Here is a 17,410-nt window from a genome sequence, read left to right on the forward strand (position 1 = left end):
ATTTAAGAGAGATATGACCAAACAGGATATTCTCAGCTTACTGAAAGCTAAACTGGGCGCCGGGTTCATCGGATCCACCGAGCCGATCCACGATCAGCTGTGGGTGGAGGTCAAGCCGGAGGCGGTGGTTCAGGCGGTGGAGATACTTCACCGCCAGACGGTCGCCAGGTACCTGGTCAGCGTCGGCTCCGACGAACGGGACATCAAGAAACGCTTTGCGGTCTACCACCTGTTCACCTTCGACAAGGACCACTTCTTCGTCACCTTAGACGTGACGGCCGATCCCCATACGCCCCAAGTGCCCTCCATCACCAACGTCATCACCGGGGCCAACTGGTCGGAGCGCGAGATCCGGGACCTGCTGGGGGTACAGTTCCCCGGCCATCCCGATCCCCGAAGGCTGATACTGGCCGACGACTGGCCGGCCGAGGTCTACCCCCTGCGCAAGGAGTTCGATTACAGCCAGAAGCCGGAGTCCCATCCCGAGCAGGCCTACAAGTTCAAGGACAATCCTCCGGGGACCACGGTGGTGGCCATGGGGCCCTATTTCCCGGTGTTCGAGGAGGCCACCTATTTTAGGCTCTATGTGGAAGGCGAGAAGGTGGTGGACGTCGACTACCGCGGGTTCTACGCCCACCGAGGTATCGAAAAACTGGGCGACCAGACCCTGACCTACAACCAGATTCCGTTCATGGCCGAGCGGATCTGCGGCATCTGCGGCTTCGTGCACAACGTCTCCTTCTGCAAGCTGGTGGAGCATGCCGCCGACATCAAGGTGCCGCGGCGGGCCGACTACATCCGGACCATCATGCTGGAGCTGGAGCGCATCCATTCCCACGCCCTGTGGCTGGGGGTGGCCGGGCACATCATCGGCTTCGATACCGTGCTGATGCAGACCTGGCGGATGCGGGAGCCCATCATGTGGCTGTGCGAGAAGATCACCGGGAACCGCAAGACCTACGGCATGAACCTGATCGGCGGGGTGCGGCGCGACATTCCCCGGGCCCTGGTGCCCGAGATCCGCACCAAGATCAACAACATGGAGAAGGAATGGCTGGCGGTGCTGGATGCGGTCAAGGACGACACCACCCTGCGGATGCGCTTGGAGAAGGTGGGGATCCTCAACAAGGAGGGCTGCCACGAGTGGGCGGCGGTGGGCCCGGTGGCCCGGGCGGCCGACCTGGACATGGATGCCCGCAAGGACCATCCTTACTGCGCCTATGATGCCATTGATTTCAAGGTGATCACCGCCGACAGCAACGACGTCTGGGGCCGGACGGTGGTCCGGATCCTGGAGACCCTGGAGTCGTTCAAGATAGTCAAGCAATCGCTGAATGCTTTAATGGAACTGCCGGAGGGCGACATCATCACCGAGATCCGGGAGGAGATCCCGGCCGGACGCATCGCCATTTCGGCGGTGGAGGCCCCCCGGGGCGAGGATGTCCACTTTCTGCTGACCGGCGGCAACAACCGGCCGGTGCGCTGGAGGGTGCGCTGCCCCACCTACCCCAACCTGCCGACCATCCCGGACATGGTCCGGGGCGAGCAGGTGGCCGACGTGCCGATCATCGTGGGCTCCATCGATCCCTGCTTCTCCTGCACCGAGCGGATGGAGGTGGTGGACGTCAATTCCGGGGATATCAGGATCTACGGCCAGGAGGAACTGTCGAAGTGGACGACCAAGCGCAAGTCTTGATGGAAAGGCCCGGCAGGGAGTAGGGCTGACGATTGAGGAGCGACAATAAAGCAAGGCGATGATGGAAACGATGGAGAAGCAATGCAGGGAGGCGGGCAACGATAAACGTTAGATCGTTGCTGGCCTCAAAAAGCAGACTTCTCCAACATCGTGAGGCCTTTTGAATGACACCTCGGACAAAGAGGCATATGAAAATAGAAATTTCACTAAAAAATAAGTAAATAGCGTTATGCAGTCATTAGTAAAAATGATCACAATGGTGGCGCTGCTGCTGTTCATCTCCCCGCTGCTGGAAGGCATCCTGCGCAAGTTCAAGGCCCTGGTGCATTCCCGGATCGGGCCGCCTCTGCTGCAGCCTTATTGGGACACCCTCAAGCTGCTGGGCAAGGACAATGTCCGTTCGGTCCATTCCATGCTGGGGCCCCTGCCGGCCTACCTGAGCCTGGCCGCCGTCCTGCTGGCCGGACTGCTGGTGCCGGTGGGCGGGACTTCGGCCTTTGCCGGCGGCGACATGATCCTGTTCCTTTACATGATCGGCTTCGCCTCGGTCTGCGTGATGCTGGCCGGGATGGACTCCGGCTCGCCCTACGCCTTTCTGGGCATCGCCCGGGAGATGATGACCTCCCTGACCGTGGAGCCGGTGCTGTTCATCGCCCTGATCACGGCGGCCTTGAAGACCCACAGCTTCCGCTTCTCGGACATGGCCTTCTACCAGCAGTCCTCCGGCACCTCGCTCTCCATGATCATCTCCGGCATCGCCCTGTTGTTGGGCATCCAGGCCCAGCTGTCAAAACTGCCGTTCGACATCCCCGAGGCCGAGGGCGAGCTGATGGGCGGGCCGTTCATCGAGATCTCCGGGCCGACCTTCGCCCTGTACCGCTGGGGCTTTATCATCAAGCAGCTGATATTCTCCCTGATCCTGGTGCAGATATTCTTCCCCTGGACCTTCGGCCTCTCCGGCCCGTGGGCGGTGCTGGCGCAGGCGGCCAAGATATTGGTGGTGGTCTTGCTGGTCGGGCTGGTGGACGTGGTCAATCCCCGTCTGCGGATAGACCAGGCCATCGTCTATTATTTCGGCGTGGTGCTGACGGCTTTGGTGGGACTGGTGTTCGCTTTAGTAGGAGCGTAATAAGAGTTTTAAGTTTACGGTTTGGTAGTTTACAGTAATCATAAGAAATGTTTACATGGCTACGTTTAAGAAGTTTGAAGATATCACTGCTTGGCAGAAAGCAAGGGAATTGACCAGATTGGTTTATGAAATTACCAAGAATGGAAATTTTTCCAAGGATTTTGGTTTACGAGATCAAATAAGAAGAGCCTCTGTTTCAATTATGTCAAATATTGCGGAGGGGTTTGACCGTGGCGGCAGGAAAGAGTTTATTCAGTATTTATCGATAGCTAAAGGATCTGTGGGCGAGGTCAAGAGTCAGCTATATACAGCACTGGATCAAAAGTATATTGCGGAAAATGTATTTAACGAAGCCTATCCGCTGGCAGAAGAAATAAATCGTTTGATTTTTAGCCTAATTAAATACCTTGGCAATACTGATATTAAGGGTTTAAAGTATAAAGCTATCCAATAGTTCAGGTAACAGTAAACTGTAAACATACAAATTGTAAACAGTAGTATGATCTTATCAAAACTAAAAGAAGCCCTCATCTGCTTCAAGAACCTGCGGGTCACCTTTCCCTATCCGCTGAAGCGGAATTTCGAGGCCCTTCCGGTGGAGGGTTTTAGGGGCAAGCTGACCATCGATGTGGCCAAGTGCATCGGCTGCGCCGGCTGCGCCAACGTCTGCCCCTCGCGGCTGATAGTGGTCACCGACAAGAAAGCCATCCGCAAGCTGGATTTCTACCTGGAGCGCTGCACCTACTGCGGGCGCTGCGCCGACGTCTGCCCGGAGAAGGCCATCACCATGACCCAGGAGTTCGAGACCGCCACCAACGACGTTCACAACGACATGCATATCTCGGCCGAGGTGTACATGGGGACCTGCCAGCGCTGCGGCCGGTGCTTCGAGACCCAGACCATCATCGACAAGATGATGACCGTGGGGTTCCGCAATCAAATCACAGAATAAACCACCAAGACACCAAGAAGTATTCAGGTTAATAAGGTATAAAAAAGTTTTGTGCCTTTGTGCCTTGGTGGTAGAAAGCAAAGAAGAGAGTATGGGTGATCTGATCACAACCTTAATGGCCTGCCACTTCATCGCCTCGGTGGGGGCGGCCGAGATCCGGAACTTGAAGACCGCCACCCTGTTCCTGCTGGTGCAGTCGCTGCTGCTGTCGTTCATCATCGTGGCCTTCGCCGAGAAGAGCCAGAACTACACCCTGTACTGGTGGGCGGCCCTGACCTTCATCACCAAGGTGGTGATCATTCCGGCCCTGCTGTGGTGGCACATCAAGCGCACCGAGTTCATCGAGGTAAAGCCGCTGGTGAGTTTTGTGGTGTCGTTCATAATCCTGTCCGTATTCCTGATCGTCTTCTACCAGATGATCCGCACCTATGTGGGCTTTGTCGCCCCGACGGTGGAGGCCACCATCGAACCGGCCCGCTCATCGCTGGCCCTGGCTTTCACCATCTTCGTGCTGGGATTGTACGTGCTGGTGGTCCACCGCGATGCGGTCAAGATAATCATCGGTCTGCACCTGATAGAGAACGGCGTCCACCTGGCCCTGGTGACCCTGGTGCCCAAGCTTCCGGTGACCACCATCCTGGGGATAGTCTCCAACGTGGTGGTGGCCGCGGTGATGCTGCTGTTCCTCACCGAAAATATCTACAAGGCCTTCGGCAGCTCCGACACCATGAAGCTGTCCAGCCTGAAACGATAGAGAAGGAGCAAAAAATGGTCAACAAGGATGTTTTGAAAAAGCTGAACTTCTTCAGCGAGTTTTCCGATTCCGAGCTGGGAAAGCTGGCTCCGTTGTTCAGCCAGAGGATCTACAAAGCCGAACAGACCATGATCCCCGAGCGCGCCGAGAACACCGAGATGATGGTCCTGGTGGAGGGCAAGGTGGCGGTGGAGGTGGCCACCAGTCTTTCCGAAAGCGCCGACCGGCTGGTGCTGACCATGGAGCTCAGCCCGGGCCGCATAATCGAATGGTCCAACGCCTTCGACCTGGCCCAGAGCGGCGGCACCGCCTCGGCCCGGGCGGTCAGCGACGTCACCGTGCTGGTGGCCGAGGGGCAGAAGGTTTGTCAACTTTGCACCAAAGAACCGCAGTTGGGCATCAAAATGCTTCAGCTGATTCTGCAGGTGTTGACCTCGCGATTAAAAGATACCAGGATGCAGCTGGTCAGCATGGCCGCCCAGTGCCAGTAAACGGGACGTGGGCGTCGCATAAACATGTCACCCTGAGAAAGGCATCGGGCCTTGCCGGTTGAATGGGTGACGATATCATCCCTCAGCCAGCAGGGCGGGGAGCAATCTCGGGATGACAACTAAATTCTTAAAGTTCGAAAAACAATAAGCATCAAAGCAGTAAAGTAGAGTAAATATATGGTTGTAACCATCAATCCCATGGCGGTGTCGATACTGCCATTTCTGGTCTTCATGGTCCCCCTGGTTTTCGGCGGCCTGATATTCGCCCTGGGACGGCTGGGAAAGATCTTCCGGCACGGCCTGGCCCTGACCGGGATAAGCCTGACCCTGCTGATCGCCGTAATGATGACCGTCCGGGTCCTGAACGGGGAGGTGCTCACCTGGTGGGGCAACAATTTCTACGTGGACGGACTGTCCACCCTGATGGAGCTGGCGGCCAGCGTGATGGGGGTGATAGTGGTGGTCTACTCCATGAAATATTTCGGGGCCAAGACCGAGATAGAGGAGGCCCATCCCTACACCAGCATGACCACCTATTACGGGCAGATCCTTTTATTCCTGGGGCTGATGAACTGGACCTGCGCCACCAACAACATCATCATGCTGTATGTCTCCCTGGAGTTCACCACCCTGGCCACCGTTTTTCTGGTTACTTTCCACTGGAACAAACCGGCCCTGGAAGCGGGGTATAAGTATCTGTTATTGGTGACAGTGGGCGTGGTGTTCGCCCTGCTGGGTTCGGTCCTTTTATATTCGGCGGCCACCCCGTTCCTGCCGGCTTCCCGGGTGTTGCTGCTGACCGAGCTGGGCACCATCGCCACCAAGATACCCAGCAACATCGTCTTGTTGGCCGCCGCCTTCATGGTGGTGGGCTTCGGGACCAAGGCCGGGCTGGTGCCCTTCCATGCCTGGCTGCCCGACGCCCACGCCGAGGCCCCGGCCCCGGTGTCGGCCCTGCTTTCCGGCATTGTCATCAAGGTGGGGGCCTACGCTTTGGCCAGGACCATCTCGGTGTTCGCTCCGCATTACGGCACCATTCCGCTGTTCATCGCCATCCTCTGCTCCATCTCCATGATCGTGGGCATGATGATGGCCATGGTCCAGGACGACCTCAAAAGGATGCTGGCCTATTCTTCGGTGGCCCAGATCGCCTATGTCATCGAGGGCCTGGGCATGGGCACCTACCTGGGAATCTACGGCGGGCTGATGCATCTGGTCAACCATACCATCGTAAAGGGGCTGCTGTTCCTGGCGGTGGGGGCCATCATCTATGCCGCGGGAAAACGCAAGATATCCGAGCTGGCCAGGGTAAAATTCCGGATGCCCCTGACCGCCTTTGCCTTCTTCGTGGGGGTGTTCGCCATCTCGGGCATGCCGCCTTTCAACGGATTCGTCTCCAAGTTCACCCTGTTCCTGGCATTGGGCCAGGCCAAGCTGATGTGGGCGGCCATCATCGGCATCATCACCAGCCTGTTCACCCTGGTCTGCTTCTTCCGGGCCGGCTATAAGATATTCTGGTCCGAAAAGGAAGTTCACGCAGTCGGAGCCGAGGCCGTCACCGCCGCCGAGGTCCCGGCGGCCATGTGGGTGGGAATGGTCCTGCTGGCCATCGCGGCCATCGTGCTGGGGGTGTTTCCCCAGATCATGCATCCCCTGCTGGACAGCGCCACCAAGTGCATTTTAAGGATTTTGATCGGTGGATAGGATCCACCGAAAGTCTATAAGCTACGATCAATAAAATTTAAATTTCTTAACATATAAATAGGCGCTAAAATGAAAAGAGTCTTTACTGCTGTAATGGTCTCCCTGGCTGCTGCAGTACTGGCAGTCATCTCGGGCTGCGAGGGCGGCGGGGAACAGGTCCGGATAGGGGTGGCCGCGCCGCTGACCGGCGAGCAGGCCAAGGCCGGCCAGGATGTGCTGCACGGTGTTCAGCTGGCGGTCTCCGAATGGAACGCCAAAGGCGGGGTGCTGGGCAAAAGGATAGTGATCATCGCCGGCGACGACCGGGCCGACGAGAAGGAAGCATATATTGTGGCCGAGAAGCTGGCCAATCAGGGGGTCTGCGGGATCGTCGGGCACTACAACAGCCATTGCTCCATCGCCGGCAGCCGGATCTACAATCAAAGGATGCTTCCCCAGATCTCCCCGGCCTCCACCAACCCCAAATTCACCGAGCAGGGATTTGCCAATGTATTCCGTAGCTGCGGGCGTGACGACCAACAGGGGCAGGTGGCGGCCGATTTCGCGGTCAAGACGCTGAACATCACAAAAGTGGCCGTATTCAACGACGGAACAACTTATGGACGCGGCCTGGCCGAAGAATTCAAAAAATCCATTGCCGCTCTGCAGCCACCGGCCGGCGCCAGAGGCAAGAATGTCATGCCGGCAGTGGAGATCGTGGCCGAGGCCGAGCTGCAGCCGGTCAGGGAGGGCCAGGCCCCGGGCTATGACGCAGTGCTGGATCCGCTGATCAGCATCCAGCCGGACCTGGTATACTTCGGCGGCAGCTATCCCGAGGGGGCGGTGCTGGTGAGGAAGATGAAGGAGCGCAAACTTAAAAGCGCCTTTATGGCCGGCGACGCCATTGCCAATTCAGTCTATTTAAAGGCCGGGGGCATTGCCACCGAGGGCAGCTATTTCACCTTCGGTCCGGCGGTGGAGGATATGCCGGAGGCCGGCCGGTTCTACGGTTCGTTCAAGGCCCGCTACGGCGAGATCGGGCCGTATTCGGTCTACTCCTACGATGCCGCCATGGTGCTGCTGCAGGCAATTGAGAAGGCCGGGATCACCGCCGGGGATTCGCTGGTCAGCGTGCTGCATTCCCAGAAGTTCTCCGGGGCCATGGGGGAGATAGATTTCAACCAGAAGGGCGACATCAAGGCCGCACCCTACGTCGTCTGGAGGGTCAAGGGCGGGGAGTTCGTTCCGGTGAAAGTGGAAGCAGCGTTAGAATAAGCCCAAAATCACAAAGATGCCAGGGGTTAAGGGTTTTGTGTCTTGGTGTCTTGGTGGTAGAATGAAATTCATTGGATTAAAGATATGTTTCTAAAAAAACTTTGCGCCAAGGCGTTCACCAAATCGCTGTGGATCTACCACATCAACACCGGGTCCTGCAACGGCTGCGACATCGAGATCGTTGACGTCATCACCCCCTACTATGACGCCGAGCGGTTCGGGATCAAGCTGGCCGGATCGCCCCGCCACGCCGACATCATGCTGGTCTCCGGGCCGGTCACCCGGCAGGCCCTGCCGTCCCTCAAGCGGGCCTATGACGCCATTCCCGATCCCAAGCTGGTGATCGTGGTGGGCTCCTGCGGCTGCGGCGGCAACCTGTGGTTCGACACCTACAACGTCACCGGCGGGGTGGACAAGGTGATCCCGGTCAACTTCTACATCCCGGGCTGCCCGCCCCGGCCCGAGGCCATTCTTTACGGAGTGGCGGTGGCCCTGGGGCTGGCGCCCAAGAAGGTCCAGGCCGAAGCTTCAGTGGAAGGGCCGATCCGGGAGGGAATGTGGAAATGACAATGACAATGACAATTCAGAATTACAAATTACGAATTAATAAAACAAGATTTACCAGCTTAAATGGGGTGCTATTAATTTGTAATTTGGCATTAGTGATTTTGTCCGCCGGCTGCGGCAAGCTGTCCCAGGGACGATACGGCCAGGCGGTCAAGATCGCGGTGCTGCCGGCCTACTCCACCGCCGCCATGAGCGCCAGGTACCTGCCGCTGCTGAACAGGCTTTCCCGGGAGACCGGCTTTGACGTACAATACATCTCGGCCGAGAACATACCCGGTTTTGGGGCCGCCATAGAGAATTCCCAGGCCCAGCTGGCGATCTGCGATGCTTTGACCTTCCTGACCCTGCAGAAGACCAAGAACGCCATGGCCCTGGCCATCGGCCGGGATCAGAACGGCTCCACCGAGACCGGCGGAGTGATAATCACTTCTTTTGCGGCCTATGCCAAGGGGATCAACGATGTCTCCAAACTGAAGGGCCGGGCGATCTGCTGTGCCTCCAAGCAGTCTGCCGAGGGCTATCTCTCCCAGGTAAAATACCTTTTTGACCAGGGGGTCGACCCGGAGCGCGACCTGAGGGTGGTTGCCGTCGGACAGCTGGACCGGGTGCTGGCCGCCCTGGAGAAGGGCGATTTCGCAGCCGGCTTCATACCCCAATCCCAATGGAATGACAGCCTGTCCAAATGTTTCAGGATCCTGGCAGCCGGCCAGCCGGTGCCCAACTGGGTGCTGGCCTCACTCCAGGGCGGCCATACCGAGATGGACGACAAGGTAAAAGACGCCATTCTGGCCCTGGACCCCGCCAAACCGGAGGACCAGAAAATACTGGCCGGCCTGGGGATTTTCCGTTTCGCCGATGCCGGCAGTGTCGATCTTCGGGCCTTTTCCGATATGGCCGACCAGATGAAGATACCATACTGATCTGATCCCTGCCAGCCGCCGCCGGGCATATTGACGACAACTTAACAGACTCTGCCCATTCAACGGCGGCGGAGCGAAGGGATCGATGTTAAAAGCAAGAAAAAACCAAGCAAGAGTTGGATCGATGAAACATAATTTCAGCATATGTCCGCATTGCGGCTGCGGCTGCGGCCTTTACCTGGTGGAACAGGACGGGATGATAGGCGGGGTAAGCGCCAGCCAGAATCATTATTTGGGGCAGGGTCAGTTGTGCGCCAGGGGATGGACCAGTTATCAGCTGCTGACCGCCGATGGAAGGGTCAGACAACCGATGACCAGGAACGGCCAGGAGCTGGCGGCGGCTTCCTGGGACAAGGCCCTGGAGACGGCGGCCAAAAAACTGAAAGCGGTCAGGGAAAAACATGGCCAGAACAGCATCGGGATAATAGCCTCCTCACGGCTGACCAATCGGGAAGCCTGCGCCGTTAAGGACTTTGCCCTGGGAGTTTTGGAGACCCAGAATTACGACAGCGCGGCGCGGCTGAGCGCCGTGCCCCTGAAGTTTCCCAATCAGGCGAATACCCAGAGCCTCGAGCAAGCCGATCTGATAGTGGTGATCGGGTCCAATCTGTTGGAGGATAATCCGATCCTGGGTCAGCGGGTCCTTTCCCGCTGCAAGCCGGAAGAGGACCGGCCCTATGTTTCTCCCGATCTGGCCCATGTGATTCCCGGGCCTTCGGCCAGGCTGGCGGTGCTGGACAGCCAGAAGAACCCGCTGGCCAAACATGCCGGGCTGTTCCTGTGGTCCCGGCCGGGCCGGGAGGGCCATGTGCTGACCGCACTATTAAAGCAGCTGGTGGAAAAACATAATATCCAATCAGCCGATCCGGAATTCCGCAAATTGAAGGAAACCCTGGCCAAACTTTCGCCGGGGCAGCTGCTGGACGGCTCGGGCGTCAACCATACCGACCTGGAAACCCTGGCCAAGGATCTTTCCTCGGCCAAGTCGCCGGTCCTGCTGTTCGGAAAAAATCTGCTGCACCAGCCGGAGGCCTTTGAGGCCTGGACCGCCCTGACGGACATAGCTCTGCTGCTGCAAGACAGGCTATCGGTGCTTCCGGTGATGAACGGAGCCAACGACCACGGCGCCGGACGGATCCTTAATTCGCCGGACGGCCTGAGCTACATGGAGATCATCGAAGCGGCCGGTAAAAAGCGCCTCAAGGGGCTGATCCTGATAGGAGAGGATCCCCTGAAGACGCTGCCGGGAAGGGAATCGGTGGACAAGGCTCTCGCCCAGCTGGAGACCCTGATTGTGATAGACTCCTATCCCAACGACTGCTCAGAAAAGGCCGAGGTGGTCCTCCCCTGGCAGCTGTCGCTGGAAAAGGAAGGAAGCTTTAATAATCTGGATGGCAAAGAACAGTCATTCAAGGCCGCCAGTGTTCCCGACAAGGACAGCCGGGCTTTGGGGGACATTATGGAATATCTGGCAAAAACCATGGGCGGCAAGTTGAATATAAACGAAAAATTGCCGGAGCCCGAAGCGGTGAAACTGGACCCCTTCAAGGTGATCGAGATAGAAGGCGCGGTCCTGCCGTTCAACCTGGAGCTGGGCAGCGTCTACCCGCATCTCTACGGCGACGAGGGGCAGACCATGGGCAGCTACCACCTGGCCCGGGAGTTCACCGGAGGTTATATCGAACTGCACCCCGAGGACATCGCCGACCTGGGCCTGCGTTCCGGGTGGAAGGCCAGGGTGGTCTCCGATGCCGGTTCGATGGTGGCGGTCATCAGGGCCAATCACCATATCTACAAGAAGACGGCCTTCATGCCGATACATTTCGGCGGCAATGCCCTGGCCCCGTTCCAGTACGATGCCAAACTTAAGACCCCGGTATTCAAGGGGATTTCGGTCAAGATAGAGAAGATATAAAATCAAGAGCACGACCTCGCCATTGATGGCGGGGTCTTTTATTTTAACCAACCAGGACATATGACGACAAACAGCCCGGAAGAGATGATCAAACTGCTGAACCTGAAGCCGCTGGAGATCGAGGGCGGATATTTTAGGGAGACCTACCGCTCCGAAGAAATTCTGAGCAAAGAGGTTTTACCGTCTTGGTACCAATCCGACCGCTGCATTAGTACAGCCATTTATTACTTGCTGACCCCGGAAAATTATTCGGCCCTTCATAAAGTCAACAGCGATGAGATATTTCATTTCTACCTGGGCGACCCGGTGCAGATGCTGCTGCTTTATCCCGACGGGACCGGCCGGGAGGTAACTCTGGGCCAGGATATTAAAAGCGGACAGGCGGTTCAGTTGGTGGTTCCCCGCGGGGTATGGCAGGGAGCTTCCCTGCAGCAAGGCGGCAGGTTTGCCCTGCTGGGCACCACCGTCTCCCCGGGATTTGAATATCAGGATTATATCCAGGGTCAACGCCAATCACTATCGCCCGATTATTCAAAGTATGCCAGACGGATAGCGGAATTGACCCGGTGAAATGTTATATAATCCGCGTATTTGTGACATAATCTTAAAAAGGTGCTATATGGAAAGGAATGATGAAACAATTAGACAATATCCAGCTTGACGCCCTAAAAGAGGTGTCGAACATCGGCTCGGGACATGCCGCCACCGCCCTGTCGGAGCTTACCGGGCAGAAAGTCACCATCAATATCCCGGTGATCAGCATAGATCCCCTTTCGGCGGTATTTAAAAAGTGCGCTGATTCCGGGCAGAAGATCCTGGGGATCCGGATAGACCTCTCCGGGGACATCGTGGGCCGGACCCTGCTGTTCTTCAGCCAGGACGATGCCCTTAAATTCTGCGACTGCCTGATGAGACGTCCCGTCGGCACGGTCAAGACCCTTTCGGAGCTGGACCGTTCGGGTTTACGGGAGGTCTCCAACATACTGACCTGCGCCTATATGAATGCCCTGGGGGAGATGCTCAATTTCATGGTGGTCCCCACCACTCCGTCCCTGATCATCGGCCCCCCGGAGGAGATGATGGCCGGCTTTGCCGAGCAGGCCGGAGGGGCCGATGAATTGGCGGTGATAATAGAGAACGATTTCCGTTTTCAGGGCAATGACACCATACTGCAGGGATATTTCCTGCTGTTGCCGGACGACAGCTCCCTGCAGGCCATGTTCAAGGCCATGAATATAAAATAGGTATTTGGGCATTCTTTAAACGGGGCGGCAGCCCCGTTTTTTATTTCCCTATTGACAAATAAAATAAAAGGTGTATAATACAGGAAACCATAAACACCAAACAAGTTTCCATAGTATTATGAAAGCAAGAGCCGATAAATTAAAAGCACGCATCATCGACAGCACCAGCCGGCTGTTCTTCGAGCGGGGTTTCTCCAGGGTCAGCATGGACCAGATCGCCTCCGGCCTGGGCATCAGCAAAAAGACCCTCTACCAACATTTTCCCAGCAAACAGGCCCTGTTGTACCAAGTGGTCAGCAGTATGATGAATGAGAACGGAAAGATCATCGAGGACATCGTCAACGACCGGGGAATGGATTTCCACCGGAAGCTGTCCCGGCTGATGAACCATCTCAGCGGGGTGGTCGGCCGGATGGCCCGGCCCTTCGGAGAGGACCTGCGCCGCAACGCACCGGAGATGTGGGATGAGATCGACCGGTTCCGGAAGGAAAAGATACTGCTCAATTTCAGGAAACTTCTGGAGTTGGGAATCCGGCAGGGGGTGTTCCGGAAGGATGTCGACCCCCAGCTGATGACGCTGATGTTCGCCACCCTGATGCAGAACATGATAGATCCAAAATTATTCAGCCAGATTCCCTTTACGGCGTCCCAGGTATTCGAAACCATCGTGGAGGTGGTATTCCGGGGGATATTGACCGAACCGGTCAGGAAAGATTTCATAAAAAAAGTTAAAGAGGTAAGTAAATGAAAAGGTATCTGACAATGATCGCCATCCTGCCGCTGCTGCTTGCTTCCTGCGGGACCAATGGCAGCAGCCAGGAAAGGATACAGGCTTCCGGGACCATCGAGGCCCTTCAGGTGAATGTCTCGGCCAAGGCGGGCGGCCAGATAAAAGGCCTTTGGGGGAGGGAGGGGGATGATGTTCGCCTTGGCGATACCCTGATGGTAACGGACCATGTGATGCTGGATCTGCAATTGCGCCAGTCTCTGGCCGGGCGGGAACTGGCCCGGATCCAATACGAGAACGACCGCAAAGACGACCAACGCACCAGCGAGCTGTTTCAGAAGGGCAGCGTCACCCAGAAACAGCGCGATGATGTCAATGCCAGGTTTCGGGCCTCCGGAGCCAGACTGGAGCAGGCCAGGGCCTCAGCCGATATGATCAGGAAAAACATCTCCGATTGTTATGTTACGGCTCCGCTGGGCGGAACCATCACCAATTCAACCTATGAGATCGGCGAGACCGCCGGGCCCGGCTCCATCCTGTTCACCATATCCAAAATGGATACCGTCGAGCTGGTGGTATATGTGAACGAAAAAGAGCTGGGATATGTAAAGCTGGGGCAGGGCGCCGAGATCCGAATAGATACCTTCAAAGATAAGACCTTTTCCGGAAAGGTGGTATACATCTCCCCCCAGGCCGAATTCACCCCCAAAAACATTCAGACCAAGCAGGACCGGGTCAAGCAGGTCTTCGGCGTCAAGCTGAAGATCCCCAATCCCGAGCAGCAGCTTAAGCCGGGGATCCCGGCCGATGCGGCAATATTCATCAAGGGGCAGTAGCAAAAACCTATGACCAAGCCTTTGGTCGAAATATCCGGCCTCAGAAAATCATTTGGCCCGCATCAGGTGCTGAAGGGAATAGACCTTGATATTCTGCCGGGCGAGATGCTGGCCATGGTGGGGCCGGACGGGGCCGGCAAGACCACCCTGATCAGGGCCATCTGCGGCCTGCTGCCTTTTCAATCCGGCAGGATAAGCGTATTGGGCCATGATGTTCCGGCACAAATGGGCCTGATCAAGCCCCATATCGGGTATCTTTCCCAGCGGTTCAGCCTGTACGGCGATCTGACGGTGGACGAGAATATCGAGTTCTTTGCCGAGATCCACGGGGTGCGTGACTACCGGGCCCGGCGGGAGGAATTGCTTGATTTTACCAGGATGAAGCCCTTCCGCAGCCGCCTGGCCGAAAGACTGTCGGGCGGGATGAAGCAGAAGCTGGCCCTGGCCTGCACCCTGGTCCACACCCCCCAAGTCATATTTCTGGACGAGCCCACCACCGGAGTGGATCCGGTCTCCCGCCGGGATTTTTGGAAGATCCTGTCCCGCCTGCTGACCGACGGCCTGACCATCTTCCTGACCACCCCCTACATGGACGAGGCCGAGAGGTGCAGCCGGGTGGCCATGCTGGATAAAGGCAACATCCTGGCCCTGGACAGCCCCCAGAACATCAAACTGCTGATGGGGGGCAAGGTGATGGAGTTGGTCTGTCAGGATATAAAAAGGGCGGCCCAGATGATATCGGAAGAATTGAGCCCGGTAAATGTCCAGACCTTTGGCGACCGGCTTAATGTGATGATGCCCGACCAGGGAAAACAGTGGCCGGGTTTGATCGAGAAGCTTGCGGCAGCAGGGATGAAATGCGATAAATGGCAGGAGGTGTCCCCCTCGCTGGAGAATGTGTTCATAAAACTGATGAAGCCAAAATAAAGGTGAAAAGATGCGCCATTTTATCATAATAACCCTGTTATTCTTCTGGTTTGGCCCTGGTCGGGCCCAGGGAAAAGAACCGATGTCCCTGGAATCCTGCCTCCAAACCGGTTTGGAAAACAACAAGGGTCTGGATGCCGCCCAGGCCAGCGCCCAGGGGAGCCGGGCGGCGGCCGACCAGTCGGCCACGGCCCTTCTGCCCAGCCTGAAACTGTCGGCCGGCTACAGCCGGCTAAGCGATGTTCCCCCGTTTGAGATGACCATCCCCGGCTTTCCGGCGCCCCGGACCATAACCATCGCCGAGCCGGTGCTGGACAACAGCAATATCAAGCTGACCCTGCAGCAGCCACTGTTCACCGGAGGGCGGGTGACCGGCAGCCTAAAAATAAACCGTAAAAATTACCAGGCGGATTCCAGCGATTATCTGGCCCAGCGCTGCCAGGCGGCCCTGAATATAAAGATCCTATATTGGAGACTCTACCAGGCGCAGCAGGTGAAGGAATTGGCCGAAGAGAACCTTCGCATCTTGGGCAATCATCTCAATGACGTCGGCAACCTGCTGGGCCAGGGCCTGGCCACCGAGAATGACCGGCTGAAGGTAAAACTGCAGATGTCCAATGCCCGGCTGATGCTGATAGATGCCGAAAACAACCGGAGGGCCATAGGGATACATCTCAACAGTTTCATCGGCCGTCCGCTGGATAAGCAGATAGACCCCACCTCCATTCCCGACACTTCTGAGGTTGCCGTGTTAAGCCCGCCGGAATTGATCCAGATAGCCCTGGCCGAAAGACAGGATATTGCGGGCCAGAAATACCGCCGGGACGCCACTGCGGCGGGAAGGATGGCCGCCAAATCCGGCTGGTATCCCCAGGTGTTTGCGGTGGGGAATTACACTTATGCCCGGCCCAATCCCCGGATATTTCCGGCCCGGGACCAGTTCGATGCCACCTGGGACGCCGGGGTGATGCTGTCGATGGATCTCTGGAACTGGCAGGCCGCCAAGCACCAGGTGCGTCAGGCGGGCTCTCTGCTCCGTCAGGCCGAGGACCGGCTGGTTTTGTTGGAGGATGCTGTCAGGGTTGAGGTCAATCTGGCGGTGCTGGATGTCCAACAGGCCGGAGAGAAGACCGCCGTCTCCCGGAGCGGGCTGGATCAAGCCCAGGAGAACTATCGCAACGTCAAGAACCTGTTCCTGGAGGGCATGGCCACCAATTCCGATCTGCTGGACGCCGAAGGACTTTTGCTTCAGGCCAAGGTGGGCCACGCCGGGGCCTTGGTGGAATGCCAGATCGCCAAGGATAAGTTAAAAAATGCCCTGGGAGAGTATTGATATAATGACGGCCCCATCGATAATAGCGGACAAGCTGAGCAAGCGTTTCGGCGGCTTTGTGGCGGTCGATAGCGTCAGCTTTGAGGTGAGGGAGGGGGGGATCTTCGGATTTCTGGGGGCCAACGGAGCCGGCAAGTCCACCACCATCAAAATGCTGTGCGGTCTTTTGTCCTCCAGCTCCGGCACCGCCCGGGTGGGCGGATATGACATCAACCGCCAGGCCGATCTGGTCAAAAAGAACATCGGCTACATGTCCCAAAAATTTTCGCTTTACGATGATCTGACCGTAGCGGAGAATATCAATTTCTTCGGCGGGGTCTACGGACTGGATGGTCAAAATCTGAAAAACAGGAGGCAATGGGCTCTGGAGATGGCGGGGTTGTCGGAACGCCAGCGTTCGCTGACCCGGGAGCTGGCCGGGGGGCTGAAACAGCGGCTGGCTTTGGGCTGCGCCATCCTTCATAAGCCCAGGATATTGTTCCTGGATGAACCCACCGGCGGGGTGGACCCGGTCTCCCGGAGAAGCTTCTGGGACCTGATAAATGAACTGTCATCAGGCGGCACCACCATCTTCGTCACCACCCACTACCTGGACGAGGCCGAATACTGCAACCAGATCACTCTGATGCATGCCGGCCGGATCGTAGCCGGCGGAAGCCCCAATCAACTGAAAAAAGAATGGATCAAAAACCCCATCCTGGAATTCAGGTCCGACGATGTGGTCAAGGCCATGGGCATGATCCAGGGCCTGCCCTGGGCCTTGGAGACCACCATCTTCGGCAACTCGCTTCATGTCAGCGTAAAGGAGGTCCAGTCCGGCAAAAGGGAGATAATCAAAGCCGTGGGAGCTGGCAATATAAAGCCTGAAAATATAAGGGAGGTAAGCCCCACCCTGGAGGATGTCTTCATCACCCTGATAGAAAAAAAGACACCGACCGAAAATCCGGAAGGAAAATGAACA

General features: G+C 57.1%; 18 protein-coding genes. All 18 read left to right on the forward strand.

All coding sequences use genetic code 11. The annotated features are described in order from the left end of the window. Positions 1-13 precede the first annotated feature (13 nt). The 18 genes from A2273_04070 to A2273_04155 all read left to right on the forward strand — a co-directional run bounded on the left by A2273_04070 (position 14) and on the right by A2273_04155 (position 17,407). On the forward strand, positions 14-1,696 hold the full coding sequence (locus tag A2273_04070; protein OGF07652.1) for a hypothetical protein: 1,683 nt from the start codon (positions 14-16) through the stop codon (positions 1,694-1,696). 229 nt (positions 1,697-1,925) lie between these two features. Further along, a complete protein-coding gene (locus tag A2273_04075; GenBank protein ID OGF07653.1) occupies positions 1,926-2,825 on the forward strand; it encodes a hypothetical protein in 900 nt (299 codons plus the stop codon). A gap of 55 nt (positions 2,826-2,880) precedes the next feature. Next, positions 2,881-3,279, forward strand: a complete 399-nt coding sequence (locus A2273_04080) for a four helix bundle protein (protein OGF07654.1) — start codon at positions 2,881-2,883, stop codon at positions 3,277-3,279. 45 nt (positions 3,280-3,324) lie between these two features. Continuing rightward, the gene (locus tag A2273_04085; protein ID OGF07655.1) at positions 3,325-3,777 is read left to right on the forward strand and encodes a hypothetical protein; all 453 of its coding nucleotides are present in this window, start codon (positions 3,325-3,327) and stop codon (positions 3,775-3,777) included. Between the two features lie 91 nt (positions 3,778-3,868). Next, complete coding sequence (locus A2273_04090) at positions 3,869-4,531, forward strand: hypothetical protein (protein ID OGF07656.1); 663 nt, start codon at positions 3,869-3,871, stop codon at positions 4,529-4,531. A gap of 14 nt (positions 4,532-4,545) precedes the next feature. After that, positions 4,546-5,022, forward strand: a complete 477-nt coding sequence (locus A2273_04095) for a hypothetical protein (GenBank protein OGF07657.1) — start codon at positions 4,546-4,548, stop codon at positions 5,020-5,022. A 177-nt stretch (positions 5,023-5,199) separates the two neighbouring features. Then, a complete protein-coding gene (locus A2273_04100; GenBank protein OGF07658.1) occupies positions 5,200-6,726 on the forward strand; it encodes a hypothetical protein in 1,527 nt (508 codons plus the stop codon). Between the two features lie 69 nt (positions 6,727-6,795). Next, entirely contained in the window at positions 6,796-7,980 is a 1,185-nt protein-coding gene (locus A2273_04105; GenBank protein OGF07659.1) for a hypothetical protein, read from the forward strand. Positions 7,981-8,064: 84 nt separating this feature from the next. Next, positions 8,065-8,547, forward strand: a complete 483-nt coding sequence (locus A2273_04110) for a hydrogenase (GenBank protein OGF07660.1) — start codon at positions 8,065-8,067, stop codon at positions 8,545-8,547. A 101-nt stretch (positions 8,548-8,648) separates the two neighbouring features. Beyond that, positions 8,649-9,467, forward strand: a complete 819-nt coding sequence (locus tag A2273_04115) for a hypothetical protein (GenBank protein OGF07661.1) — start codon at positions 8,649-8,651, stop codon at positions 9,465-9,467. A 124-nt stretch (positions 9,468-9,591) separates the two neighbouring features. Continuing rightward, positions 9,592-11,382, forward strand: coding sequence for a hypothetical protein (locus A2273_04120; GenBank protein ID OGF07662.1), 1,791 nt, complete (start codon positions 9,592-9,594; stop codon positions 11,380-11,382). 60 nt (positions 11,383-11,442) lie between these two features. Further along, entirely contained in the window at positions 11,443-11,952 is a 510-nt protein-coding gene (locus tag A2273_04125; GenBank protein OGF07663.1) for a hypothetical protein, read from the forward strand. Positions 11,953-12,014: 62 nt separating this feature from the next. Next, a complete protein-coding gene (locus tag A2273_04130) occupies positions 12,015-12,626 on the forward strand; it encodes a hypothetical protein (GenBank protein ID OGF07664.1) in 612 nt (203 codons plus the stop codon). A 118-nt stretch (positions 12,627-12,744) separates the two neighbouring features. Next, entirely contained in the window at positions 12,745-13,374 is a 630-nt protein-coding gene (locus tag A2273_04135; GenBank protein ID OGF07665.1) for a hypothetical protein, read from the forward strand. Beyond that, positions 13,371-14,189: a hypothetical protein gene (locus A2273_04140; protein ID OGF07666.1), complete on the forward strand. Its 819-nt coding sequence runs from the start codon at positions 13,371-13,373 to the stop codon at positions 14,187-14,189. Before A2273_04135 ends, A2273_04140 begins: the two co-directional genes overlap by 4 nt. A 9-nt stretch (positions 14,190-14,198) precedes the next feature. Beyond that, on the forward strand, positions 14,199-15,116 hold the full coding sequence (locus A2273_04145; protein ID OGF07667.1) for a multidrug ABC transporter ATP-binding protein: 918 nt from the start codon (positions 14,199-14,201) through the stop codon (positions 15,114-15,116). A 10-nt stretch (positions 15,117-15,126) separates the two neighbouring features. After that, positions 15,127-16,449 carry a hypothetical protein gene (locus A2273_04150; GenBank protein OGF07668.1) on the forward strand — a complete coding sequence of 441 codons (1,323 nt, stop codon included), beginning with the start codon at positions 15,127-15,129 and terminating at the stop codon, positions 16,447-16,449. Positions 16,450-16,453: 4 nt separating this feature from the next. Further along, a complete protein-coding gene (locus tag A2273_04155; protein OGF07669.1) occupies positions 16,454-17,407 on the forward strand; it encodes a multidrug ABC transporter ATP-binding protein in 954 nt (317 codons plus the stop codon). Positions 17,408-17,410 lie beyond the last annotated feature (3 nt).

This window comes from Candidatus Edwardsbacteria bacterium RifOxyA12_full_54_48 (assembly GCA_001777915.1).
Lineage (GTDB): Bacteria > Edwardsbacteria > AC1 > AC1 > EtOH8 > UBA2226.

What these genes read in the sequence shown, in the direction of transcription:
- A2273_04070 (OGF07652.1), top strand. Translation starts at nt 14, where the DNA reads ATGACCAAACAGGATATTCTCAGCTTACTGAAAGCTAAACTGGGCGCC.
- A2273_04075 (OGF07653.1), top strand. Translation starts at nt 1,926, where the DNA reads ATGCAGTCATTAGTAAAAATGATCACAATGGTGGCGCTGCTGCTGTTC.
- A2273_04080 (OGF07654.1), top strand. Translation starts at nt 2,881, where the DNA reads ATGGCTACGTTTAAGAAGTTTGAAGATATCACTGCTTGGCAGAAAGCA.
- A2273_04085 (OGF07655.1), top strand. Translation starts at nt 3,325, where the DNA reads ATGATCTTATCAAAACTAAAAGAAGCCCTCATCTGCTTCAAGAACCTG.
- A2273_04090 (OGF07656.1), top strand. Translation starts at nt 3,869, where the DNA reads ATGGGTGATCTGATCACAACCTTAATGGCCTGCCACTTCATCGCCTCG.
- A2273_04095 (OGF07657.1), top strand. Translation starts at nt 4,546, where the DNA reads ATGGTCAACAAGGATGTTTTGAAAAAGCTGAACTTCTTCAGCGAGTTT.
- A2273_04100 (OGF07658.1), top strand. Translation starts at nt 5,200, where the DNA reads ATGGTTGTAACCATCAATCCCATGGCGGTGTCGATACTGCCATTTCTG.
- A2273_04105 (OGF07659.1), top strand. Translation starts at nt 6,796, where the DNA reads ATGAAAAGAGTCTTTACTGCTGTAATGGTCTCCCTGGCTGCTGCAGTA.
- A2273_04110 (OGF07660.1), top strand. Translation starts at nt 8,065, where the DNA reads ATGTTTCTAAAAAAACTTTGCGCCAAGGCGTTCACCAAATCGCTGTGG.
- A2273_04120 (OGF07662.1), top strand. Translation starts at nt 9,592, where the DNA reads ATGAAACATAATTTCAGCATATGTCCGCATTGCGGCTGCGGCTGCGGC.
- A2273_04125 (OGF07663.1), top strand. Translation starts at nt 11,443, where the DNA reads ATGACGACAAACAGCCCGGAAGAGATGATCAAACTGCTGAACCTGAAG.
- A2273_04130 (OGF07664.1), top strand. Translation starts at nt 12,015, where the DNA reads ATGAAACAATTAGACAATATCCAGCTTGACGCCCTAAAAGAGGTGTCG.
- A2273_04135 (OGF07665.1), top strand. Translation starts at nt 12,745, where the DNA reads ATGAAAGCAAGAGCCGATAAATTAAAAGCACGCATCATCGACAGCACC.
- A2273_04140 (OGF07666.1), top strand. Translation starts at nt 13,371, where the DNA reads ATGAAAAGGTATCTGACAATGATCGCCATCCTGCCGCTGCTGCTTGCT.
- A2273_04145 (OGF07667.1), top strand. Translation starts at nt 14,199, where the DNA reads ATGACCAAGCCTTTGGTCGAAATATCCGGCCTCAGAAAATCATTTGGC.
- A2273_04150 (OGF07668.1), top strand. Translation starts at nt 15,127, where the DNA reads ATGCGCCATTTTATCATAATAACCCTGTTATTCTTCTGGTTTGGCCCT.
- A2273_04155 (OGF07669.1), top strand. Translation starts at nt 16,454, where the DNA reads ATGACGGCCCCATCGATAATAGCGGACAAGCTGAGCAAGCGTTTCGGC.